The sequence below is a fragment of the Terasakiella sediminum genome (genome assembly GCF_033100395.1).
In the GTDB taxonomy this organism is placed as follows: Bacteria; Pseudomonadota; Alphaproteobacteria; order Rhodospirillales; family Terasakiellaceae; genus Terasakiella.
In genome coordinates this window covers 81,061-105,416 of sequence record NZ_JAWLVJ010000012.1, presented here as the reverse complement: position 1 = coordinate 105,416, position 24,356 = coordinate 81,061, and the positions used below count along the sequence as shown (strand labels likewise).

Here is a 24,356-nt window from a genome sequence, read left to right as displayed (position 1 = left end):
CCCATCCGTGAGTCAGAACCCGCAACTGCCGCTGAATTTTGATTTTCGCCCGTCCATGTCGGGCGACGATTTTCTGGTGAGTGACTGTAACACACAGGCTGTGCAGTGGCTGGATCGCTGGCCGGACTGGCCGTCACCCTTCCTGGTGATCTATGGTGAAGCGGGCTGCGGCAAGACCCATCTGGCGGAAGTGTTCAGGCAGGCTACAGGTGCCGTCCTGCTGGATTTGGCTGATAATGACCCATATGCCCAGATGGGGCAAGCAACCACAGGCGTGGTGGATGACATTGACGGTATTCTCGCAAACCATGAACAGGCGCTGTTTCATCTTTATAACTTCGCCAAGGAAAATGGTGCGCAGATTCTGATTACATCCAAATCTGCACCTGCAGATTGGCAGGTGAACTTACCTGATTTACGTTCGCGCATGGGTACAGCCCCCGCCATTGAGATCGGGCAGCCCGATGATCGCCTGATGGAGGCGGTCGTGATCAAGCTGTTTTCTGATCGCCAGTTACAGATTGAACCGGACGTCAGTGCTTACATGCTGTCACGCATGGAACGATCCTTTGATCAGGCCAGGACACTGGTCGCTGAGATTGATCGACAATCCCTGTCACAGAAGCGGAAAATTACTATTCCGCTAGTGCGTTCGGTTCTGCAGGATCAATCTGTGCCTGCGTAAGTATTTCATCACTTTCAGGCTCATTTTTCTGACAGATTTCTTCACCCTGAAGGGTGCGTAGCATCTTGCAGTCGCGTTGGGCAACCACAGAGAGTCCATGATCAGCAACGGATTTGTCCGTTGCGATATACGAAATTCCATCAAGGGCAAAAGACAGCACCTGCAGGGCAGGAGGGGCTGCACAGCCACTGAGCATGAATGTGGAAATGAAAAGACATACGTAGGGGGTCGGCTTGTTTTTATTAGTCATTTTTTTCTCGCCTTATAAAAGATAACGCGGTCACCAATTATGATGACCGCGCGATCTTAATTTATTATTAATTTTTGGAATTATTCTTATTCAGAAGCTTCGGCGCTATCTTCTGATTTTTCCACTTTTACTTTTTCTTTTGGCAGGTTGAGCTTGATGTGCAGTTCACGCAGCTGCTCAATGGATACTTCTGAAGGTGCCTGCATTAGAAGGTCCTCTGCACGCTGGTTCATCGGGAAGGCGATAACCTCACGGATGTTTGGCTCATCAGCCAGCAGCATAACCATACGGTCGATACCCGGGGCACAGCCACCGTGTGGCGGCGCACCAAATTTAAACGCACGCAGCATGCCGCCAAATTCTTTTTCAACAACATCAGCGTCATAACCCGCCAGACCAAAGGCTTTGTACATGATCTCTGGCTTATGGTTACGAACCGCACCGGACGACAGCTCAATACCGTTACATACGATGTCATACTGCCATGCCAGGATTTCAAGCGGGTCCATGTTTTCCAGTGCTTCCATGCCGCCTTGTGGCATAGAGAACGGGTTGTGAGAGAAGTCGATCTTGCCGGTGTCTTCGTTCAGTTCGTACATTGGGAAGTCAACAACCCAGCAGAAGTTGAACTTGTTTTCATCCAGCAGTTCCAACTCGTCACAAACGCGGGTACGAACAACGCCAGCAAATGATGCTGCGTCATGTTCTTTCCCACAAACAAAGAAGACCGCATCGCCATTGCCCAGACCACAAGCATCCAGGATAGCTTGAACACGCTCGTCACCAAGGTTCTTGGCGATTGGGCCTTTTTGCGTGCCGTCTTCAGCGATTGCAATGTAACCCAGGCCACCTTTGCCTTCATCACGTGCCCAGTTGTTGAGCTTGTCAAAGAAGGAACGTGGACGACCCGCAGCACCTGGTGCCGGGATTGCGCGAACAACGTTGCCCTGATCCACCAGTTTGGCAAACAGACCAAAGTCAGAACCACGGAAAGGTTCGGTTGTATCCGTGATGATCAGCGGGTTACGCAGATCTGGCTTGTCGTTACCATATTTCAGCATGGATTCTTTGTACGGAATGCGTGGGAACGGCATTGGCGTTACTTCGCGACCGCCACCAAATTTGGTGAAGATCTCATGCATGATCGGCTCAATCGCCTGGAAGACATCTTCCTGTGTGGCATAAGCCATTTCGAAGTCGAGCTGATAGAATTCACCCGGTGAACGATCAGCACGCGCATCTTCATCACGGAAGCATGGGGCAATCTGGAAGTATTTATCAAAGCCGGACACCATCAGCAGCTGCTTAAATTGCTGCGGTGCCTGTGGCAGGGCGTAGAATTTGCCCGGGTGGTTCCGCGCAGGCACCAGATAGTCACGGGCACCTTCAGGTGAAGACGCCGTCAGGATCGGTGTCTGGATTTCCATGAAATCCTGTGCGGTCATCAGACGACGGATTTCAGAGATCACCTGGGAGCGCAGGATGATGTTGTTGTGCAACTGTTCACGGCGCAGATCAAGGAAGCGGTGGCGCAGGCGGATTTCTTCGCCGGCTTCTTCGTTACCTGCAACCTGCATCGGCAGAACTTCACAAGCTGATTCGAGGATCAGTTCGTCCATATAGACTTCGATTTCACCGGTTGGGAAATCTGGGTTGATGGTTTCAGCAGTACGTTTCACTACTTTACCTGTCACAGTCAGGACGCTTTCAACACGTGCGCTTTCTGCGATTTTAAAGAGATCGGAAGAAACGTCGATCACACATTGCGTCATGCCATAGTGGTCACGCAGGTCAATGAACAGCAGGTTGCCGTGGTCACGTTTGGAGTGAATCCAGCCGGATAGGCGAACCACTTCACCTTCGTTTTCAGTGCGCAGTTCGTTACATTTATGTGTGCGATAGGGATGCATCTTTCGCTCGTCTCTTTACAAGAATTTCAAAGGGGCGTCTAAGCAGTAGACTTGGACAGCGTGAAATCGCATTTTAGGGGGGCGAATGTCAAGTAATATGGTGAGAAAAGGCGCGGATTATTTATATTTCGCGTGGATTTTGTCGTATGTGCCGTCTTCACGCATTTCTTTAAGCACCTGATCGAATTTTTCGTGGATTTCTTTCGCCCCGGGCCAGGCTTTGCTGATGCAGAGATGATAGCGTTTGGTCCGAAGGGGAATCGAAGTCGCCATATCGCTGAGGTCCAGCTGTTTCAGCGTATAATTGCCAAACTCCTGAATGGTCAGGAAAATGTCAATTCGACCAGCAAACAGTTTCTTGAACCCGGTGTCATCATCGGGGGAAGAATCGTATTGGATATTCTTGCTTTCCAGCAATTGCAGGTGTTTATAACCGTTAACCCCGCCTACTGTGAGGTCTGGGGAGTTACGCAGGTCCGAAACTGTTGCAATTGGGTGTTTTTCGAAATCAAAATCATTTAGAAAGAAAAAAGCATCGGTTGCCCGGCTAGTCGGTTGGGTGATGTAGAATTTTTTCGGCCGCGGGCTGCAGGAAATAGCACCCGTGATTTCCCCATTTTCTGCTTGCTGGATCACCCGCTTCCATGGGAAGATTTTAATTTCGACCGGAATATCCAGACGTTTAAAGCCTTCAATTACAAGTTCCGCATCAAAGCCGCTTAAAGATTTGTCATCTTCTACAATTGTGTAGGGTGGGAAGTGGATGGATCCAAAGACAAGTTTTTCATTTTTCCCGGCCTGTGCGGCTCCTGTCATGAATATGCCAAGGGCGCAGGCAAGGATGAAAAGCAGTTTCATTTTGGATTACATTCCAATCGCAATGGCTTTGCGAACCAGATCAGGAAGGTTAGGGGCATCCATTTTGCGCATGACGGTTGCGCGGTAAATTTCAACCGTGCGCGGGCTGATGTCCAGCGATTGCGCTGCTTCTTTGTTAGAGGCCCCCTGAACAATCAGGTTCATCACCTCACGTTCACGCGGTGTCAATTCTGATACTGTCTTTTTCACCACTTCTGCTTCTTCCGCAGAAGGCAGGTTGGTTTGCGGTGTGTTCATAACGCGTTCCACGCAAGCGGAAAGTTCATCGGGCTGGACCGGTTTTTGAATGAAATCAACAGCACCTGCCTGCATGGCTTTCACGGCCATGGGGACTTCTGCATGGGCTGTCAGGAAGACAACGGGCAGAGAGAATTTCATCTGGTTGAGTTTTTCCTGCAGTTCCAGACCTGACATTTCTGGCATGTTGACATCCAGAACGACGCAGCCGTTCCCGGAGATATCGTCTACCTGATCTAAAAACTGTTTTGCCGACGGGTAGGTAACGACCTTGCGTTCGTCATTAGTCATTGCCGTTGCAAGATAGTCGAGAAGGTCTTGATCATCATCGACAAGATAGATTGTGTTCTGGCTCACGAAAAACGGTCCTCAGTATTTATCCTTAAGGGTAGGTTTTAGATTCATATAAAATGATCCATTAATCAAGTTTCTTATGCGTTTAGAGTTGAAAATAATATTAACATTCAAAAATTGTAGTATAAAAATAAATAACAAAAAATATTGACTAATTAGTTTGAAAGGATCATATAGGGTGCAGTTAGGCGCACAGCGCGAGAAAGAAAATTTAAGGATAGAGGCTTAAAAGCATGACGAAGCAAGTCGTTACAGCCAATCGTCTGGATGATGGTCTGGCGGTTTTTTATGACAAGGACGGCCAGTGGAATTCCTCCATTTGCGAGGCTGCCAGCGTAGAAAGTGGTGAAAACGGGGACAAACTTTTGGCACAGGCATCTGATGATGCAAACCAGCTTCTTGTTGTTGGCCCATATCTTATTGATGTCGATGAAGTCGAAGGCAAAATCGTTCCGGTGCGTTACCGTGAACAGATTCGCACGACCGGACCGTCTATACGTCCAGACCTTGGCAATCAGGTTAAATAAAGGAATTCTGATCCATGTATAAATATGACGATTATGATCAGCAGCTTGTTGATGAACGTATCGAACAGTTTCGTGACCAGGTAAACCGCCGCTTAAGTGGTGAACTGGGTGAAGAAGAATTCCGTCCATTGCGTCTGATGAACGGTGTTTATCTGCAATTGCACGCTTATATGTTGCGTGTCGCCGTGCCTTACGGGACCATGAATTCTGCCCAAATGCGTCAGTTTGCTTATATTGCGCGCAATTATGATAAAGGCTTTGGTCACTTTACCACACGTCAGAACATCCAGTTCAACTGGCCCAAGCTGGTTGATATTCCGGATATCCTGAAAGACCTGTCCAAAGTCCAGATGCACGCTATCCAGACCAGTGGCAACTGTATCCGTAATACCACAACCGACCAGTACGCTGGTGCGTCTTTTGACGAACTGGAAGACCCGCGCCCCTGGTGTGAGATCATCCGTCAGTGGTCAACCATGCACCCTGAATTCACCTACCTGCCACGTAAGTTCAAGATGGCGGTAACCGGCGCATCAAACGACCGTGCGGCAATTGGTATCCATGATATCGGTCTGCGCATCCGTCGTGATGAAACCGGCGAGCTTGGGTTTGAGGTCAAGGTTGGTGGCGGTTTGGGCCGCACGCCCATGATCGGCAAAACCATCTGTGAGTTCTTGCCGAAAGAAGACCTGCTGTCGTATCTGGAAGCCGTCCTGCGCGTCTATAACCAGTTTGGTCGTCGTGACAATAAATATAAGGCCCGGATCAAAATTCTTGTTCATGAAATCGGCGCGGAAAAATTCGGCGAGCTGGTGGAAAAAGAGTGGGAAGAAATCCGCGACAGTGCGCTGCATTTGCCTGCTGAAGAGATCGCTGAAATTCAGGCGCATTTCAACCCACCTGCCTTTGAAGTCTTGCCGGCTCTGAGTTCTTCTTTCTCAGAAAAAGTTGGCTCAGATCAGAAGTTTGCAAATTGGGTGAAAAATAATGTGCGTGAACATAAGCAACAAGGCTACGCCATCGTAAATATCACATTGAAGCCGGTTGGCGGCATTCCGGGTGATATTTCCCATACGCAAATGGATGCGGTTGCCGACTTGGCAGATCAGTTCAGCTTTGGTGAAATCCGATCCACACATGAACAGAACCTGGTTCTGGCGCATGTGAAGCGTGATGATCTTTATGCAGTCTGGCAAAAACTGGATGAATATAACCTGGCGAACCCGAACTCTGGTCTGATCACCGATTTGATCACATGCCCGGGTATGGATTATTGTGCGCTTGCCACATCTCGTTCTATCCCGCTGGCCCAACGTATCTCTGAACGTTTTGGTGAGTTGGAGCGTCAGCATGATATTGGTCACATTCAGGTGAAAATTTCTGGCTGTATCAATGCTTGTACCCACCATCATGTTGGTCATATCGGCATTCTGGGTCTGGAAAAGAAAAACAAGGAATTCTATCAGATCACTTTGGGTGGTCGTGCGGACGAAAATGCCAAGGTTGGCAAAATCATCGGTGCGGGTCTGTCCTCTGACGAAGTGGTCGATGCGGTAGAAACGATTATCAATGTTTATCTGGGCTTGCGTAACAGTCCGGAGGAAACATTCCTGGAAGCTTTGGATCGCGTTGGCGAAACCCCATTTAAGGAGGCACTCTATGGCACTCGTTAAGAATAATCTGGTCATCGTTGACGTCTGGACAAAAGTTGATGACGACGAAGCGTTGCCTGAAGGTGATATCATCGTTTCTTTGACCCGGTGGAATGCGGAACGCGAAACATTGCTGGCCCGTTCTTCCCAGATCGGTATTCATCTCAATAGTGATGAAAATCCTGAACACATTCTGGAAGACCTGTCTTTCTTCCAGGTGATTGAACTGGAATTCCCCGCTTTCACTGATGGTCGTGCCTACAGCTATGCCCGCCTGCTGCGTGAACGTCACAATTTTGATGGTGAATTGCGCGCTGTTGGCAATGTGCTTCGTGATCAAATTCTGTTGATGCACCGTTGCGGTTTCGACGCTTTCAGCATCAATGAAGAAGATGACAAGGCGCTTCAAATCTGGCTGAACGCGCAGAACGAAATGACCACTTTCTATCAGCCAACAGGCGATGGTCGTAAAACGGTTATGTCCTTGCGTCAGCGCAAACGCCTGGCCAAAGCGGCTTCTTAAAAGTCGATAGAAAACAAGAAAAAGCCACTGAGATGATACGGTCTCAGGGGCTTTTTTTAATTTAGATCCATGTAATCCAGATCGGATGTCAGGGCGAAAATTTCGCGTGATCCTTCGAAATAAACCCGCACGGACCCGCGCTGGAGATCAGGAACGCCGCCGCGTGTGTCTGCGATCTTTCTAATCTCAAAAACTTCTGTCAGCCCTTCGTCTGTGTTTTCCTTGCGCCAGACGTAGGTTGGGTTATCCAGATAGCCTTTTCTAAAGGTACGTGTTTTTCGCACAAACTGGTTGGTGGCCGGACCGTAAGCTTTTTCATAATAAGCGATAATGTCGTCAAATCCACTTTCATTAAACAGGGTAAACAGGCGGGTGGCGATATCTCCGTCATATTGGGTAATGCCTTGTGCGCCTTTATAAAGGTGGGTGGAAACATCAAAATGGGTGGCAATCTCAACAGGCCAACGGGTTGGCGTCAGGCAATAGGCAACGGTGCCGCGGTTTTTGGTAAAGCAGCGTGCCTGACGGCTGAGATCATTGTCACTTTGTCCCAGCTTGATGTCACGACCCAATCCTAATTTTGCCTGAACCAGTCTTGGATCCACGGGTTTGGGCGGCTCAGGTGGCGTGACTTCTTCAGGTTTTGGGGCCTCAACAGCAGGTGCTGGGTTTACAGTCTGAGCTTTTTCTTTTTTGTCGTTCTCTGAAGAGAATGGCGAGGAGAAGAAATTGCCGATGCTTTCAAAGAAACCGGGCTCTTCCTTGATGGTTTTGGCGATCAGGGGACGCGGTGTTCTTTCTTCGACCACAACGGCAGGCTCGGGGGTTGGTTCTGGTTCAACAACGATCACGCGCTCTTCCGGTTGTACCAATTCGGCATTGCTGGGTTCGGGATCATCACCGCCTGTCAGGAAGTTAAAGAAGCCACCCGTGGATTTCGGTGTTTCTGCTTTCGGTTTTGCCGGTTCAATCGGACTGACGGCCTTTGGAGCTTCCACAGGTGTATTGGGGGCAACCGCGCCCAGATCAAACGGTTCTGCCGATGGCGTCGGTTTTGCTGCTTCAATCAGGGATGGCTCAAGGGCCGCAGGTTCAGCTTCTGTGATTTTTTCTGATGCTGCCTTGGTTTCTTCACTGCTTAACATTTTCCCGATACGCTCAAAGAAGCCGGGGGTATCGGTGGTGTCTGTTTCAGGGGCGAGGGTTTCCGGTTCAACCTGTTTGACAAGCTCTGTCGGTTGCGCGGGTGCGACAGGTTCTTCAACGGGTTCTGGAACGGTTTTTTCGACCACTTCCGGCACAGGCTCGGGCTCTGCAACGGGTTCAGCTTTTACGTCTGGGACCGGTTCAGGTTTGGCTTCGACAAGGGTGGTTTCTTCAGGCTCACCCGGCAGTTCATATTCAATATCTTCAACAACCTGATACGTTTCGGGCTCAGGCTTAGCTGCAGGTTCTGGTATCTGTTCAATTTCTTTGATTGGTTTTGCCGTTTCAACAACAGGGCTTGGCTCTTCCGGTTCACTGGAAAAGAGATTGCCTAAGCGTTCAAAGAAAGACGGGCTGTCTTCTTCTTGTACTGGTGCCTGTTCGGCAACAACCGCTTTTTCCTCTTTCGGTGGCTCGACAGGTTTAACGACTTCTGTCTCAGTTTCTATAACGGGTTTGGTGGTTGGCTCCGGCGTTGGTGCTGGTTCTGGTGCAACAACCATCCGGCGTTCCGGCACTTTGATGATGACGGGTTCAGGCTGTTGAACGATTTGTGCAGGCACAGTAGGGGCCGCCTGTGGTGCCGTTGGTAAATGCGGGGCGACGCTGGTGCTGGCGAACGGATCGGTGTTGTTTTGATCAGCAGCCACCGTTGGCAAAACTGGTGCGGGCTCTGGTTTTGGGGCTGCAACAGATTTTGGAACAACCGGAGCAACAGGCGCAGCGGGTTTAACCTCAACCACCCTAGATTTTTCCACAACAGGTTCTGGCTTGGGTGGTGTGGCGATTTCGGGTTGCTGAACAGGTTCTTCCTTAACAACTTCGGGCTCTGGCTTTTCTTCCACTTTCTTCTGTTGTTCTTCTTCGTCGTCTTCAAACAGCTTCCCAAGGCGATCAAAGAAGGAAGAAGATGGCTCACTCGCTGGTGTTGTTTCAACTGACGCAGGTGGTGTCACAGGCTCGGCTGTCACCACCGGTTCTGCCATAACGGGTTCGGGGGCTGCGGCAGGCGCAATCGGTTCTGCCACGACAGGTTCAGGCATAGGCGCTGGGCGCGGCGGTAGCTTGGGTGCAACTGGTGTGGGGGCTGTTGGCACGGCTGTTGGTTCTGTCGGGGCAACTGCTGTGGGGGCAAACGGATCAAAGGTGTTCGTTTGCGCCATTGATGGTTGATGTGCCAGCACGCACATGCCCATTAACAAGCTGAACCGAAAGCTGATCTTTCGAATGCTGCCTGTATGCCCGATGTTCATATATTAAAGCCCTATGAAAAAATCCCGTAAGTCCAGATATTGCGATTTCACAAGGGCGGATGCAAGTAAAAACCTACCATTTCGGCTGATTGCTGCGGTTGTCAAAGATGCGAATGCCCCCGACGGAACCGGAAGCTTCTTTGTCTCTTTCTCGTGCTCGACGCGCTGGGGGGTGTTGACGCGGTACTCTTTGTGACAGGGCGTTGTCGATGTTCAAACGACCACCGCTTGCGACTTTGCCTTCAAGGGCCGGTACTTTATTCACGCTGTTCATCAGCATTTGTTTGATTTGCAAATTGGTCAGATCAGGGTTATTGGCAAGCAACAAGGCGGCTGCGCCTGTGACGACCGGAGCGGCCATGGAGGTGCCTTTCTTTGAAACGTACGCATCTTCTGGAATGTTACCATCCCCTGAGGGAACTGTGCTAAGGATCTGTACACCTGGTGCGGCCAGATCGACATTATGCGCGCCGTAGTTTGAAAAGTCAGCCAAATGGTCATTCTGATCGCTGGCTGCAACACTGATAATTCCGTCAAAAGGATAGCTTGCCGGATAGGAGCGATAACGGCTGTCGTTGTCATGAGCGTGATTTCCAGCAGCAGCGATAATCAGGATGCCTTTGTCACTGAGCTGTTGATAAATGGAGGCGGCAATACGGGAGTGAAAGTATCCTCCCAGGCTCATATTTACAATTTTGGCACCATTGTCTACGGCATAAAGCAGACCGTTGAGAATGCCGTAACTTCCACCCCCGCCACACGGGCCGCCCAGAGCTTTGATGCTCATGATTTTGACGTTGGGGGCAATGCCTGCAATGCCTCTGTTGTTGTTGGACATGGCGGCGATGGTACCGGCAACATGTGTACCGTGTGATTCATAATGTTTCACGCTCTCGTCTGTGATGCATCGACCTTTTTTGCGATAGCCCCGTGGATACAGGTTTGGGACGGGGGCATTGTCATAGTCATGAAAATCCCAGCCAAATATATCGTCAATAAATCCATTTTGGTCGTCATCGATACCGTTGTTTGGCTTTTCGCCTTCGTTAACCCAGATCTGACCTTTGAAATCTTCGTGCAGGACGTGAGTGCCGCTATCAATCACGGCAACAATAACATCCTGTTTTGGCCGATTGTTATCCCATGCCTGAAAGGCCGAAATATTCTTTAGAAACCACATGTTGTCGATCAGGGGGTCGTTCGGCGTTCCATTTTCAAAACTATGAACAACATAGTTGGGTTCAACGAAATCGATGTCAGGATCAGACGATAAAATGTTGGCGAGATTTTCCCATTGTCCGGTGGCGGTGGGGTTGCTTGTTCGCACGCGCCCGATGTTAAACTGACTGAGTTGGGTGTCAACTTTTGTTCCGACGCCAAGTTTTTCCAGCCAGGCTGGATTTTTACCATTTTCTATATTTTTCAATGATTTGTCGGTTTTGAACTGAACCAGAAACTCTCCTTCAATAGCCTCGGGTGTGCCCGGGGCTTCAAGGACTTTCATCCCATCTGAATCGTTTTGCGCAAAAGCCTTGGGAATCTGCGGAGTCGCATAGGAAAATAAAAATGAAAAAATGAGTGCAAAACTGTGTATTTTTGCTAAAAATCCTGTATATTTTCTTAATGTTCGCATTTTTCTTTAACTTTTTGCTATTGCATAGGTTGTTCTGCGGGTCTGGTGTGATCGTAATTGATACATTGCTTGCTCGCAAAAGGTTTATGGAAAGGTGTGGCGAATTTTTATCTGGCGATCCGGTTTTGGATGTGAGTAGTCGACATGAGCAATGATGGTTCCAAGCGTGAAGGCCCTTCAATTGAAGTTGCCTTTGATGCAGAAAATCAAACAGAACAATCCTCTGAAAGACCGGAGAAAGCCAAAAAAGGCATGCCGGAACTGTCGCCGCTGCAGAAAGATTATCTGATCGATGGTGGTGACCGCATGGTCGATATCGAAGCGCTGGCGTCTGAAGACTGGACGCCGCCTGCCTATATCCGCTATCGCCTGCTGACCATTCTGGCGGCTGTCTTGTCTGTTGGCTGGATTTATGGCGCCTATGATTATATCGAGACTTATTTTGGCTGGACGACCCTGAGCGAGTTGATGCCGCATGAAATTGGCGGACTGGCGGCAGGGCTTGTGACACCATTGGCTTTGTTGTGGCTGGTTGCGGCTTACCTTGAACGTAGTCGGGTTCTCCAAAATGAAAGTCAGGCCCTGCGCTGGTATCTGCAGCGCATGGTTTATCCATCTGAAACAGCAGAAGAACGTGTGCGTTCCATCACCGATGCCATCCGTGGACAAACGCGGGAACTAACGCAGGCCTCCGAAGATGCACTGGTGCGATCACGTGCCATTCACGACATGTTGCGTGAACGCAGTGTTGATCTGGCCGAGGTGTCAAATGAAGCCGACATCAAAGCCAAGGAAGCCGAAGATACCCTCCGCCGCCAGGCCGAAGGTTTGCTGGATGTGTCTGATCGCGCCATTGATCGGGCACGCGAAGTCGGCAATGTGTTGCACCATCAGGCCCACGATCTGGTCAATGTGTCTGAGCGTGCCTCCAGTCGCACGGAAGATATTGCAGAAACCCTGAAACGTCGATCGCAGGACCTGGAACGGGTTTCTGATGGGGTTGTTGGCAAAACCAAAGAAACCGCATCGATTTTCCAACGTGAAAGTAAAGCGCTGCAGACGATTTACGAAGACGCCAAGGTGCGCAGTGGCGAAATCAGTGATCTGCTGGCGACTACCATGGGCGGGGTCAGTGCAGTGGCTGAAGAAGCAGCCGAAAGTTTGGCGAAGAATGCCCAGATGCTGGATAGTCATACCATCACTTTGCAAAGGCAGACGGAAGAAGCTCAAGCCCAGGGCGAGGCTATGGGCAAGGCGTTTGACCGTCAGCTGAAAGAACTGAACGCGACATCTGAACTGGTTCAGGCTCAGACCGGGCAAATTCAGGAAAACCTCACCACACAGACCAATCATCTGAACCAGACGGCAGACCAGGTTAGTGATCGCGTGCGTGATATGCGCGACACCTTGAAAGACAGCGCGCAGGATTTGATGAATGCGACCGACAATTCCATGATGGGCATGCGCAGCACGTCTGATGGTTTCCGCCAGCAGGCCCGTGAACTGGATGCGGCGACCGAACGCGGGATGGAACGGACCAGCAAGCTGACCGATGCTATGCAGACGGCCGCCCAGCAGACCGCAACCTCTGCACAAAAAGCGGCCGAACAAATGAAACAGGCGCAGGATCAGTTGAAAGAGGCTGGACAGGACGTTGAGATGATCGGTAGTGAGGCCCGCCAGCAGATGGAAGGCACTGGTCAGGTTCTGCGCAGCCGCATGGATGAACTGGAAGAGCTGTCCAATTTGTCTGAACAACGTTTGCAGAATGCGGGTATCCGCTTGCAAAAACGCTCACTTGATCTGATTGATTCTGCAACCAATGCAGCCAGCCGTATTCAGAATGTGACGGCTGCGCTGCATGATGGATCGCAAACGATCACGGTGCTGTCTGATAAAGGCGTGGCGAGCATTGATCAGGCGACCGAAAGCCTGCGCCGTAGTGCCCAGGAAGTTACATTGCTGGGTGAAAAGGCACAGAGCCAGAGCGATCAATTGGTCGAACGATTGGATGAAATGCGCGATAGTGCTGATAGCGCCGATACCTCGATTAACGCTTTGGGTGCAACCCTTTCTGATCAGCATGAACGTCTGCAGAAAACGTCACTTGCATCGCGCGATGCTTTGGCCGAAGCCGGGCGTCGTCTGTCGCACCATGCCGCCAGTCTGGATCAGGCTTCGGGTGAAGCGGCCAAGCGAATGGAGACGGTAAGTTCCACCCTTCATGATCGCACAGATGAACTTGATCAGGTGAGCCAACGCACCGCAGAACGGCTTCATCAGATGGATGGCACGTTGCAGACCAGTACCCGATCTTTGAAAAATACCGCTGATGCAGCCGCACGTCAGATGGAAAACTATTCCGAACGTCTGGATCAACAGACTTCTGTTCTCAGCACCACGGCTGATCAGGCGGCAAGCCAGCTGGATCAGGCACAGGCGGCTATTCGTCAAAGTGGCGTTGAAATGGCAAGCGCGTCTGATCGTGCCGCCAAGCTGATGGCACTTGTGGGGTCCGGCTTTAAGCGTCAACGTGATGCGGTGATGACGGCGACGGACGAAGCAGGCAAGAAAGTCTTTGCCATTGGGGAAGATTTGGAAACCCATGCACTTCGCCTGAATGAAGTGGCGGATAAGGCTGGTGATACGCTGGCTGATACGGTTACGGAAATGGAACACCGCGTTGAAGATGCGGGCATGAACCTGACCAAACGGGTTCAGCGTGTGGGGACGCAGGCGCAGTCGGTTGTTGAATCGGTGGATCAGGCATCCAAAGCACTGGAAGATCAGGCTGCGAAACTGGGTGAACAGGCAATCCTTGCCAATCAGGAAATCGCATCGGTTGGCGAAGCGACCCAGTCAGCGTCGCGTCAGGCGTTAGTCGAAACACAGAAAACAGCAGACCGCCTGGATCAAATCGGTGATACGCTAAAATCTCATGTGGCCACCCTGGATGGGGTGACGGAAAATGCCCAAGGCACCCTGTTTGATATGGGTGAGTTGTTATCCAAACGTGGAGATGAGATGACACGCGCGGCAGGTGATGCGCGCAATCAGGTGCAGCTGGTGGGCGAAGAACTCAGTCGTCAATCGACGAAACTGAATGATGTGGCCGATTATGCGCTGTCTCGTGTGAACCAGTTGGGTGATACGCTGGATGAACGCACCGACACGGTTGCGACGTCTATGGATCGTGCCGCCAAGATGATGGCGCAGATCGCAGACAATATGCAGAAAGCCAGCCGGGATGCACAAGCCGCGTCTGAGCAGGCCAACAGTCAGTTGACCAGTGTGACCCATAATATGGAACGCAGCGGTGATCATGTGGAACAGGTCACTCACCAGACAGTATCGCAATTGAAAGAAGCCATCGTCGCCATGCAGGATTTTGTCGGTCAGTTGGAAGGTCGTTCTGAAAAAGCGGCCCATCGCTTAAACAAAGCTGGCGAAATGGTGCGCGAACGTTCCGACATGGTGGCGGGGGCTGCTCAGCAAATCCATGCCGATATCACGCAAGCTGCGGACAAACTGGAAGAACGCACCAAAGAAGTCATGGCTGTTGGGGAGAAAAGCGCGTTGCAGCTTGATGCGGTCGGGAAGGCATTGGAACGTAAAACCAAAGCAGCCCAAGCTGGCACACAGGAAGTGCGCAAAGGCTTTGAAGTGGCAGGCGCGGCTGTTCGCCAGCAAATGGATGAGCTGTCTGGCACACTGAATAAATCCCTTAAGGACATCAATAACGCCACCGACAGTCTGGAAACGCGGGCCCAGGATGTGCAGCAGGTCTCTGACCTTGCCATGGAAAAACTTGGTGCCTGGGATGAAAACCTTAAGAAACGGTCAGAACTTCTTCGCAAAACTTGGTCAGATGCGGCCCATGAGGCCCATGATGCGGCCAAAGCGATGGAAAAACAGACCAAGGAAATGGGCGACCTTAACCGCCATGCGCGCGACCTTAAAAAAGACCTGTCAGAAGTTGACGGCAAGGTGGGTACGGAAGAATTTATGCGCCGCCACGCCTTTGTTGTTGAATCGCTGCAGTCATTGGGTGTGGATATTACCCGTGAACTTGAAATCGGCATTACCGAAGAAGAATGGCGTCGCTTCACCCGTGGGGATCGTTCCATCTTTGTACGTAAACTTGCTGCCCTTAAAGACCGCAACAAGCTGAACGCCCTGAAAGATGCGTATCGCGACCATGAAGCTTTCCGCACCTACACCAACCGTTACTTTAAAGAATTTGAACAGCTGATCGTTCAGGCCAAAGACAAAGACCCACACGGCATTCTGGCGAATACGTTCTATGGATCGGATGTCGGTAAGGTCTATCTTTCCCTTTGTCAGGGCCTGGGGCGGGAGCCGAAGTAATTTATAACGCATTGTGTCCCGGCGAAGGCCGGGACCTTTTTAATAACAAGTACGCTGTTTCAGAGGTCCCGGCCTGCGCCGGGACACGGTGTTTGCAGGAAAGTTAATAAAGCTGCCTCAGTGTTTCTTTATCGAAAAGAAGCGGGTATTTCTCGGTAATGGTTTGCTTGGCACGCTTGTATAAGATTTTCAAATCTTCGTGATAAACTTGATAAACCACACCTTTTTCTATTTTGATCGGGTGGTGGTGCTCAATGATTTCATAAAGCTGAATCACAGCAACACCATCCATTTCGATGAGATAGACTTCCGTTTCTGCGAAGTGATTGTATATGCGACCGAATAAGGTTTCTTCCCGACCAATAATATAGTCCTGCTGTTTGATCTTATTGGAGGTATGGACAATCAGTTCGTTCAAATAAAAAGGCCGACGAGCAAAAGCTTGCCCAATGCCATGGGCGACGCGGAGTTCAAATGATTCCCCCATGACAACGTTCATGGTTTTTTGTTTCCAGCAAAAAGGATCAACTACTTTTTTTCGAAACATGTCATCCTCTTGCTCAATCAGTCGGGTGAAAGTTGTTTTTTCGCAATATCAATAATGAAATCAGCGATGCCGGGGTGGGACCCCATGGCGCGCATGAGCCAGAGTTGTTGACCATCTACATTAAACGGTCCGGCGGGGGTGCCGTTTTCGCGCATGTCTTCGGCTTGTTCTTCAGTTGGGGTGACACCGATGAAGTTGGGGATGTCCTTGGCCCCGTGGGTGCCAGCGGCAATCATGAAAGGCAGGACGATCACATTGGGGCTGTCGGTTCGATTTTTCCAGCCATGAAGAAAGGGTTTTTCTTCGATAAAGGCAGGCAGGATCGCGTGTGTCGGATAATGCTGATAAATCTTTGTCGTCATCATCACGGTGGTGTCATGGGATGCAGGGCGTTCCGGGTTGGGATTGCCGTGGGCGACCAGAAAGACGGTGGTGTCTTTGGGGTGAAGGTCGCGCTCGATCATCACGGTTTTCAGACGATCCGCGATCAGTTTTGGGAGATCAGGATGATCGCCGACAGGTTCACACATACGGATGGTTTGGTGGCCGCGCTGGGTGACTTTGCCATCCAGCCCCATTTCGCGCGGGATCACAACCCGGTTGATATGACCGGAGCACGCGAGGTTCGGCACGATCACGACCTGTTCGGTTTCCACACCCGTGAGGGCGTCTTTTAACTGCACCTCTTCTTTCCAAAAGGCGGTGCGCACGTCTGCAAAGATATCTTTATCCCTGATATATTTTGCATGGCGGCGTGCCGGGCGGGCCATGTTCGGGCTTTTGGATGATCCATGTCCGGCAATAATCAGGGTGGTATCTTTAAACGTGCTGCTCATTGGTTTAAGAACTTTGCAACTTCGATCACCTCACCGACGATCAGCAAGGACGGTGGTTTGAAATCACCATCCGTGCGGGTCTGCGATAGACCCTCAAGTGTTGTATAGGCAATGTGTTGTTTATCCGTCGCGCCATTTTCAACGATGGCGGCAGGTGTATTGCCATCACGTCCGGCCTCAATCATTTTTTCAACGATATTGTCCAGGTTCTTCAGGCCCATATAGATCACAACGGTCATTTCCGGGTCTTTCAGCGATGCCCAGTCAATATCAAGGCCATGGCCTTCTTTATGATGACCCGTAATAAAGCGCACGCTGCGTGCAATGCCGCGATGGGTCAGGGGAATGCGCGCAGCCGCCCCACAGCCAGCCGCCGCGGTAATGCCTGGTACCACATCATAGCTGATACCTGCCTTGATCAGATGTTCGGCTTCTTCACTGCCGCGCCCAAAGACGAACGGATCACCGCCTTTTAAACGGACGATCAGTTTATGTTCATCGGCCAGTTCTACCAACAGGTCGTTGATCTCTTCCTGTTTCAGGATATGGCGACCGGGTGCTTTGCCGACAAAGACTTTTTTGACGCCCTCTGGCACCAGATTTAAAATTTCATCACTGACCAGGCGGTCATGGACAATTACGTCACCGCTCTGGATATAACGCAGGGCCCGCAAGGTCAAAAGGTCAGGATCACCCGGACCCGCACCGACCAGAACCACATGGCCTTTTTGTGTCTCAGGCTCAGTCATTGATCAGCTTGTCCTTGTTGCGCCCATCCCAGATGTTTTGTGCCAGGTCCATAGCGGCATCCGGTGTGTCGGCCTTGCCCAGTAATTTCAAGGCCACCGCCATGGTGCCCGTAATCGCTGCCATCGCATAAGGATGCGTGTCTGTGCCCTGCCAGATTTGCATCAGGCGAGATTGATCCATCACTTCATCATGGGCAGCATGTTCACTATCCAGGAAGGCAGGCCATTCTTCATCGATCTTTTGACCGTCGATAAGGTACTGTACGTTCACAGGTTTGGCCGGGCGTCGTTCAATCTCCCCACCTTCACCTTTGATCACGCACATGCGTTTGTGATCCAGAAGTTTGGCGCAATCGCGATGAAGTTCTCGATAGGCGGAATGAGTGATGCACTGGATCACAGCCTTGGCATCGAACGCATTGATCATACGGGCAAAGGTATTGACCGGGGTGCGTACACCAAGCGTTGCTTTGAGATCAATAATATCTTGTAGAACCGGATTGATCTGTTCCAGCTGGAGATAGGCGAAGTTTGTATTTTCCAGTTTCTTGGCCGCATCTTCCATGGATGTTGCTGCCTCAATCCCCAAAAGGCGTAAGGTCTGGGCTGTAAACAGGCGGCCGTCGGTGTGACCTTCCACCCCATGCATAAAGATTTTGATACCGCTTTGTGCAAGCGCGAGGGCAGCCAGAACATAATAAGGCAATTGGCGGACCTTGCCGGAATAGGTTGGCCAGTCCAAATCAACCGCGGGTATAGAGTTTGGACGCTTTAATTCGTCGCGTACTGCATCAATAAAACCTGCTCCTTCACCCGGGTCTTCGGTGCGAACCCGAAGGATACAGAGGAAGGCACCCAGCTGAACAGAATCGACTTCGCCGCGCAGGATCATGCCTGTGGCTTCTTTTGCCTCTTCACGGGTCAGGGGACGTGACAGCCGAGGCCCTTTTCCAATGATTCTGATGTAGGGCGCAAAGGGATGTTCTAGCGGCATAAATTACTTCTTTCTTTGTCTATTCATTATGTACTTTTAGCAGGTGCAATAAAAGGAGGTCGAGAAATTTTCTTAATAACCTTGCAAAAGATATAAAATCATTTCTAATACTAAAGTCCAAGCCCACTTTTGCTAAGAGATAAATATGAGTTCACAGCAGCTAGCCGGACTACCTGTTTTAAACCGTCTTAAACCTGAGGTTTTGCAGCCTGTCTTCGAAAAAGGCACCCTTGTAAATCTGGAAGGCGGCACTGTTTTCTGCCATGAAGATGAGCCCGCCAATTCAGTCTTTTGGATGATTTCCGGGCGCTGCAAAACTTTCGTTACCTTGCAGGATCATGAGATCGTCGTCGATATTTTATCACGAAAGGGCAAGATTGGACTGGTGGAAGTTTGCGAAGGTAGCACTTATTGCGTTTCTGCCCAGGCCATCGAAGACAGCTTGCTTTTCAAACTGGCAAAGGATGATTTTCAGGAATTACTGAGTCAGTATTTCGGCTTTCAGATGGCTGTTTTTGCCAATATCTCCGGTGAAATGCGCGGTGCAGTGAAAGAGATCAATGATCTGAAGCTCAAAAATACTTCCAAACGTTTGGGCACATTCCTGATGGGGATGACCAATGTGGAAGAAGGAAGTGTGGAACTGGAACTGCCATATGATAAACGCCTGCTGGCCGCCCGTCTTGCAATGAAGCCGGAAAGCCTGTCACGTGCGCTTTCAAAGCTTAGGCCTGTTGGTCTGGAAACAGATCGCAATATTATCCGGATCAAAGACCTGGACCTGTTGCGCGATTTCTGCGGAGAAGAAGATTATGAGTAAGTCTTTAAGCAAAGCTGATATTGATCAGGTTTCCAATATTCCCTTGTTCAGAGGATTGGATATGGATGATCTGGGCGTTTTGTTAAAACAGGCGGTTGTTGTGGATGAAGACAAAGGCAGTCTTTTGTTTTCTCAAGGCGACAAGGCGGATCGTTTCTATATCCTGCTGGAAGGTCGGGTAAAGCTGTTCACGGCCAATGATGAAGGTGAAGAAAGTATTGTTGAGATTTTCTCCAATCAAATGAGCTTTGCCGAAGCTGCGATGTTTGCCTCCGCCCGTTTTCCGGTGAACTGCGAAACCTTGCTGAAATCGCGTCTGGTGCGTATTGATGGCGGGCCGTTTTTGAAAACGCTGGAAGACAATAGCCGGATTTCCCAGACCATTTTGGCAAAGATGGCGGGCCGTTATCGGGACCTGCTGGGGGATTTGATCCAGCTTAAAACGCAATCACCCGCCCAACGTCTCGCGGCGTTGTTCCTGTCTCTGGCCGGGGATCAGGAAGGTGTTGGTGTTGAACTGCCGTACGATAAGCATCTGATTGCCGCACGCGTTGGTATGAAACCGGAAAGCCTGTCACGCGCCCTAGGGCGTTTGCGCGATATCGGGGTGGATTGTAAAAAGCATGAAGTGATCGTGGCTGATCTGGATAAGCTGCGCGATTTCTGTGGCGCTTAGGCATCCAGTGCTTTGACCAAGGCGCAGAAGTCTTCAACGGACAATTCTTCTGCGCGTTTGGTCGGTTCAATCCCGGCCTTAATTGCCAGTTCTTCCCCATTTACCCCCAGTGTTTTCAGGCTTGCGCGCAGCATTTTACGTCGTTGCCCGAAAGCGGCTTGTGTGACATGTTCCAGCTGTTTCTGGGCGACGTCCACCAAGGGTTTTTCTCGGGGGACCAGGCTTGCGACCGTGGACATGACCTTGGGCGGCGGGGTAAAGGCACTTGGTTTGATATCAAAGTTTGATCGTACACTACACAGCCATTGGGTCAGAACGGAAAGACGGCCATAGGCTTTGCTGCGTGGTTGAGCTGCTAGTCGGTCAGCGACTTCTTTTTGAAACATCAAGGTCAGACGTTCATAAGCCGTGATATTTTCCAGCCAATTTAAAACCAGCTGTGTGGAAATATTATAAGGCAGGTTCGCAACGATCTTGCGCGGGCCATCACACAGGCTAGCCGGATCAATTTCCAAGGCATCGCCTTCGATGATTTCCAGACGACCAGGATAAGCAGCAGCAATTTCTTTTAGGGCTGCGATCGGGCGTTCGTCACGTTCAATGGCGATGACTTTCTTGGCCCCTTCAGCCAGTAAGGCACGGGTCAATCCACCGGGGCCAGGACCAATTTCAATGACGGTACAGTTGGAAAGATCCCCTGCGGCACGGGCCACACGACCTGTCAGGTTTAAATCCAGCAGAAAGTGCTGGCCCAATGATTTTTTAGCGGCCAGGTCATATTTGGCAATCACATCGCGCAAAGGGGGAAGGTTGTCTGTGGTCATGAATGTGCCTGTTGTCTTTCTGCCATTTTGCCTGCCATTTTGATGGCGGAAACAAGGCTTGTTTCACTTGCTGTCCCTGCGCCTGCAATGTTTAGGGCCGTGCCGTGGTCTGGAGAGGTGCGGATGAACGGCAGGCCAAGGGTCACATTGACGCCTTCGTCAAAGGCCAGTGTTTTGATCGGGATCAGCCCCTGATCATGATACATGCACATGGCGACATCATACCGGTCCCGCGCGGCCTTATGGAACATGGTATCCGGTGGCATAGGACCCATCACGTCAATGCCGTAGTCTTTCAGGCGTTTAATCGCAGGGGTGATGATATCGATCTCTTCCGATCCCATATCGCCATCTTCACCTGCATGGGGGTTTAGTCCGGCCAGTGCCAGTTTCGGGTTTTCGATCCCGGCGCGACGTTTCAAGGCTTCTGCGGTGATCAGACATTTTTCAACGATCAGGTCTTCGCTTAATTGATGAATGGCATCCTGCAAGGACACATGCACGGTGATGGGTACCACGCGCAGGTCATCACAGGCCAGCATCATGATCGGGTGAGTGTCGATCCCTGCCAGGTCAGCCAGAAATTCAGTATGGCCGGGAAAGTCAAATCCACATTGATGCAGGGCATGTTTGTGGATCGGATTGGTGACGACTGCGGCTGCGTCACCTGCTTGGGCCAAGGCAACAGCGCGTTCAATTGAGGCAATGACCGATTTGCCTGTATGTTTACTGATGACCCCGGGGTCCCCATTGGTGACGGGTTGTTCCAGCACGGGCAACGCGTTTTTAAAAACGTCCGTAGCTTCGGATGGGTCATCAATGGTGCAGATCGGAATGGTCCATTTTAAACGATTGGCAAGGTTGCTTAATCGATGCGGGCAATCAATGACAAAAAAGGTAGGCAGGGTGTCACGATGATCGCGCCAGGCTTTCATAGTGATTTCTCCACCAATGCCCGCCGGTTCCCCCATAGTCAGCGCAAGGGGGCTGATCATAAACGGATATCCACGAAAGCGGCGCGGCGGATTTGCTGCAGCAGGCGGCGGTCTTCACGTGCGATCTTTTCCTGGCGGATTTTTTCTTTCAGGTCTTTGCGTACTTTAACTTCCGGCGGGGCGGGTAGCTTTTCACGTTTACATACCATAATCACGATGATGGAGCCTTGCTTGCGTTCATGGACTGTTGTTTGCCCTTGACCCACATTCGTCAAGGCCTGACGCAACTCGCCGGAAAGGGTAGAAAGTTTCAGGTCTTTGACCATACTATGATTTGCGCCCGGAAGACCTTTTGCGATGCCTTCCATTTCCCCGCAGGCCTTTACCTGGAACGCCAGTGTGCGGGCGAGCTCCCGCTTGCCTTCCTGATCAGCTGGGGTGGCTTGTAGAATGATCTGACCGAGGTCCAGCAGTTCATCACGGTCCTGCTGACCTGAAATACGTTTATCCTGCAGATGCAGCAGGTAGAAACCAGCTGCTGTGCGGATCGGGTTTGAATAGCCACCAAGCGGTAACTGGCCAAGTATGGCTTCAATGTCGGGGTTCATATTGCCGGACTGGACCCAGCCGAGATTACCGTCTTTTACCGCAGACGGGCTTTTGGAAAAGTCACGTGCAAGTGCTGCGAAAGGGGATCCGTTCTGGATGTGACCGACCAGACGTTCTGCCATCTGACGGGCACCGGCTTCTTCAGAGGGGACATCAACAGGCAGGAAGATTTCTGAATATAGATATTCTGGCTTGCCCTTGTTGGCTTCAATGGCCTGCAGGGCGGCGGTCACTTCGCTGTCTGCCACTTTCAGACGATCACGGCTGTTTCTGCGGATGTGGAAGCCCCAGGCCAGTTCTGCACGGGCCTGGTCTTCAAGAACCTCCAGATCAACGCCAATTTGTCCAAGGGCTTTTTCCAGCATTTCCGGCTTTACCTTTTGGGATTGAGCATATCGGTTCAGACCGTTTTGAAGCTGTTGTTCTGTGATTTCGACCCCAGCTTCTTCGGCTGCTTGTGTTTTCAGCCGTTCATCAATCATGGTGCGCAGGATGGTGGAGGTCAGACGTTTACGCACTTCCGGTGTGTTGGGAAGGCGTGTTGTCGCAATGGTCAGGCGTACACGCTGGGCCAGATCAAGGGCGGAAATGACATCATCATTGACCACGGCAGCGATACGCATCACGCCTTGGGCATGGCCTAAATTGGGCAGGATGAAAAGTGTTGCGACGAGAAAAAAGGCAAGACGATTTTTCAAAGGAAGAAACTTAAACATGTCTGATCAATTTGTGATGTCCAAAGGGTCTATCAATGTATACAGATTTTACACAAAGTACAGCCCTTAGCCATCTTCCAAATGTAAAATCATTGTGCTGCCCAAAAGAAGGCAAATAGATGCAGGTGCCCAGGCGGCCAGTAGAACGGGAATACTGCCTGATAATGCCAATGCCATGGATATATCTGTGAAAAAATAAAGAACGAAGCCGCAGAGCATGCCGCCACTGACTACAAAGGTTGTGCCGCCTTTTCGCGTATGACGCAGGGTAAAGGTAGCGGCAATCAAAACCATGGCGATCAGCAGGAAGGGGGCAGAAAGCAGGCTGTGCCAGTGCAGTTTATGCCGCTTCCCGCTGAAACCTGCTTTTTCCATCGTGTCGATAAAGCTGGGCAGGGACCAGAAAGACATGGTTTCCGGCGGGGCGAAACTGTCTTGAATTTTATTCAGCGTCAGGTCGGTTTCAAACCAAAGCTCGTTATTATATTCGGTTGGTTTATCCACGATATGGACCTGCACATTATAAAGATGCCAGAAGCCATCTTCGAGGGAGGCGCGATCCGCTTCAATCCGATGAGAAAAATGATCCGCGTCTTTATAAACAAAGATAGACACGTCATTCAAATCCACATGTTCCCCCTGTTGCAACACATAGCGCGAGTGCAAAACCGATTGACCTTCCAGATTGCTTTGACGCAGCCACAGGCCATTGGCCGATAGGCTGAGTAAGCTGGAACGTCCATCAAAATGTTTGCTTTCCATTTGTTCAAATGCGCTGAGGGCGGCAGAACCCAGCGGGTTGATCACCATGATCTGAAACAGACCCAATCCAAAAGCAACCAGGAGAGCAGGGGTCATAAAACGCCAGGCGGAAACACCAGCAGCACGCGTCACCACCAGTTCGTGAGATTTGGTCAGGCGGCTGAAGGCGGACATGCCCGCAAACAAAACGGCAAAGGGGAAGGTTTCCTGTCCCAGATGCGGCAATTTTAAAAAGGCCATTTGCAGGGCGATCAGGGCGGATACACCTTCGCGACTGGCAGAACGGCGCAGCAGTTCAATGGCATCAATCAGATAGATCAGGCCGAGAAAAACCACCATCAAAATGGCAAAATGGGTCAGGAAGTGACGACCTATATAAATGGACAGGGTCGGGGCTAATCTAATCATCTG

General features: G+C 50.7%; 21 protein-coding genes. 7 read left to right on the top strand and 14 right to left on the bottom strand.

Annotated elements, in window-relative coordinates:
* The first annotated feature begins 7 nt into the window (after positions 1-7).
* A complete protein-coding gene (locus RYZ26_RS11290; protein ID WP_317683315.1) occupies positions 8-685 on the top strand; it encodes an HdaA/DnaA family protein in 678 nt (225 codons plus the stop codon).
* On the opposite strand, the gene RYZ26_RS11285 is transcribed toward RYZ26_RS11290, so the two are convergent.
* From RYZ26_RS11285 to RYZ26_RS11270, 4 genes are all read right to left on the bottom strand, one after another.
* A complete protein-coding gene (locus tag RYZ26_RS11285) occupies positions 636-935 on the bottom strand; it encodes a hypothetical protein (protein WP_317683314.1) in 300 nt (99 codons plus the stop codon). The two genes, RYZ26_RS11290 and RYZ26_RS11285, sit on opposite strands and share 50 nt — an antisense overlap.
* A gap of 86 nt (positions 936-1,021) precedes the next feature.
* Positions 1,022-2,845, bottom strand: a complete 1,824-nt coding sequence (gene aspS / locus RYZ26_RS11280; protein WP_317683313.1) for an aspartate--tRNA ligase — start codon at positions 2,843-2,845, stop codon at positions 1,022-1,024.
* A gap of 117 nt (positions 2,846-2,962) precedes the next feature.
* Positions 2,963-3,703 (bottom strand): substrate-binding periplasmic protein, encoded by a 741-nt coding sequence (locus RYZ26_RS11275; RefSeq protein ID WP_317683312.1) that lies wholly within the window; start codon positions 3,701-3,703, stop codon positions 2,963-2,965.
* A 6-nt stretch (positions 3,704-3,709) separates the two neighbouring features.
* On the bottom strand, positions 3,710-4,318 hold the full coding sequence (locus RYZ26_RS11270) for a response regulator transcription factor (RefSeq protein WP_317683311.1): 609 nt from the start codon (positions 4,316-4,318) through the stop codon (positions 3,710-3,712).
* A gap of 230 nt (positions 4,319-4,548) precedes the next feature.
* Between RYZ26_RS11270 and RYZ26_RS11265 the strand changes: the two genes are divergently transcribed.
* From RYZ26_RS11265 to RYZ26_RS11255, 3 genes are read left to right on the top strand one after another with little or no spacing between them, the layout of a single operon-like run.
* Positions 4,549-4,842 (top strand): DUF2849 domain-containing protein, encoded by a 294-nt coding sequence (locus RYZ26_RS11265; protein WP_317683310.1) that lies wholly within the window; start codon positions 4,549-4,551, stop codon positions 4,840-4,842.
* A 14-nt stretch (positions 4,843-4,856) separates the two neighbouring features.
* Complete coding sequence (locus tag RYZ26_RS11260) at positions 4,857-6,515, top strand: nitrite/sulfite reductase (protein ID WP_317683309.1); 1,659 nt, start codon at positions 4,857-4,859, stop codon at positions 6,513-6,515.
* Positions 6,502-7,017, top strand: a complete 516-nt coding sequence (locus RYZ26_RS11255; protein WP_317683308.1) for a DUF934 domain-containing protein — start codon at positions 6,502-6,504, stop codon at positions 7,015-7,017. The genes RYZ26_RS11260 and RYZ26_RS11255 overlap by 14 nt, the downstream gene beginning before the upstream one ends.
* A 56-nt stretch (positions 7,018-7,073) precedes the next feature.
* Here the strand turns inward: RYZ26_RS11255 and RYZ26_RS11250 are convergent, their stop codons facing one another.
* Positions 7,074-9,476 (bottom strand): hypothetical protein, encoded by a 2,403-nt coding sequence (locus RYZ26_RS11250; RefSeq protein ID WP_317683307.1) that lies wholly within the window; start codon positions 9,474-9,476, stop codon positions 7,074-7,076.
* Between the two features lie 73 nt (positions 9,477-9,549).
* Positions 9,550-10,980: a S8 family peptidase gene (locus RYZ26_RS11245; protein WP_317683306.1), complete on the bottom strand. Its 1,431-nt coding sequence runs from the start codon at positions 10,978-10,980 to the stop codon at positions 9,550-9,552.
* 273 nt (positions 10,981-11,253) lie between these two features.
* Between RYZ26_RS11245 and RYZ26_RS11240 the strand changes: the two genes are divergently transcribed.
* Complete coding sequence (locus RYZ26_RS11240) at positions 11,254-15,477, top strand: coiled-coil domain-containing protein (protein WP_317683305.1); 4,224 nt, start codon at positions 11,254-11,256, stop codon at positions 15,475-15,477.
* A 103-nt stretch (positions 15,478-15,580) separates the two neighbouring features.
* On the opposite strand, the gene RYZ26_RS11235 is transcribed toward RYZ26_RS11240, so the two are convergent.
* From RYZ26_RS11235 to RYZ26_RS11220, 4 genes are read right to left on the bottom strand one after another with little or no spacing between them, the layout of a single operon-like run.
* Complete coding sequence (locus RYZ26_RS11235) at positions 15,581-16,024, bottom strand: hypothetical protein (RefSeq protein WP_317683304.1); 444 nt, start codon at positions 16,022-16,024, stop codon at positions 15,581-15,583.
* 17 nt (positions 16,025-16,041) lie between these two features.
* Positions 16,042-16,860: a CbiX/SirB N-terminal domain-containing protein gene (locus tag RYZ26_RS11230; protein WP_317683303.1), complete on the bottom strand. Its 819-nt coding sequence runs from the start codon at positions 16,858-16,860 to the stop codon at positions 16,042-16,044.
* The gene (gene cobA, locus RYZ26_RS11225; RefSeq protein ID WP_317683302.1) at positions 16,857-17,609 is read right to left on the bottom strand and encodes a uroporphyrinogen-III C-methyltransferase; all 753 of its coding nucleotides are present in this window, start codon (positions 17,607-17,609) and stop codon (positions 16,857-16,859) included. The genes RYZ26_RS11230 and cobA overlap by 4 nt, the downstream gene beginning before the upstream one ends.
* Complete coding sequence (locus tag RYZ26_RS11220) at positions 17,602-18,603, bottom strand: glycosyl transferase family protein (RefSeq protein ID WP_317683301.1); 1,002 nt, start codon at positions 18,601-18,603, stop codon at positions 17,602-17,604. The genes cobA and RYZ26_RS11220 overlap by 8 nt, the downstream gene beginning before the upstream one ends.
* Before the next feature lie 145 nt (positions 18,604-18,748).
* On the opposite strand from RYZ26_RS11220, the gene RYZ26_RS11215 reads away from it, so the two are divergent.
* Both RYZ26_RS11215 and RYZ26_RS11210 read left to right on the top strand, forming a co-directional pair.
* Complete coding sequence (locus tag RYZ26_RS11215; RefSeq protein ID WP_317683300.1) at positions 18,749-19,423, top strand: Crp/Fnr family transcriptional regulator; 675 nt, start codon at positions 18,749-18,751, stop codon at positions 19,421-19,423.
* Positions 19,416-20,099 carry a Crp/Fnr family transcriptional regulator gene (locus RYZ26_RS11210; RefSeq protein ID WP_317683299.1) on the top strand — a complete coding sequence of 228 codons (684 nt, stop codon included), beginning with the start codon at positions 19,416-19,418 and terminating at the stop codon, positions 20,097-20,099. The genes RYZ26_RS11215 and RYZ26_RS11210 overlap by 8 nt, the downstream gene beginning before the upstream one ends.
* On the opposite strand, the gene rsmA is transcribed toward RYZ26_RS11210, so the two are convergent.
* The 4 genes from rsmA to lptG all read right to left on the bottom strand — a co-directional run bounded on the left by rsmA (position 20,096) and on the right by lptG (position 24,353).
* Positions 20,096-20,923 (bottom strand): 16S rRNA (adenine(1518)-N(6)/adenine(1519)-N(6))-dimethyltransferase RsmA, encoded by an 828-nt coding sequence (gene rsmA, locus RYZ26_RS11205; RefSeq protein WP_317683298.1) that lies wholly within the window; start codon positions 20,921-20,923, stop codon positions 20,096-20,098. The genes RYZ26_RS11210 and rsmA overlap by 4 nt on opposite strands.
* Positions 20,920-21,918 (bottom strand): 4-hydroxythreonine-4-phosphate dehydrogenase PdxA, encoded by a 999-nt coding sequence (gene pdxA, locus RYZ26_RS11200; protein WP_317683297.1) that lies wholly within the window; start codon positions 21,916-21,918, stop codon positions 20,920-20,922. The genes rsmA and pdxA overlap by 4 nt, the downstream gene beginning before the upstream one ends.
* Positions 21,915-23,183: a peptidylprolyl isomerase gene (locus RYZ26_RS11195; protein ID WP_317683296.1), complete on the bottom strand. Its 1,269-nt coding sequence runs from the start codon at positions 23,181-23,183 to the stop codon at positions 21,915-21,917. Before RYZ26_RS11195 ends, pdxA begins: the two co-directional genes overlap by 4 nt.
* 66 nt (positions 23,184-23,249) lie before the next feature.
* A complete protein-coding gene (lptG, locus tag RYZ26_RS11190; RefSeq protein WP_317683295.1) occupies positions 23,250-24,353 on the bottom strand; it encodes an LPS export ABC transporter permease LptG in 1,104 nt (367 codons plus the stop codon).
* Between the last annotated feature and the right edge of the window lie 3 nt (positions 24,354-24,356).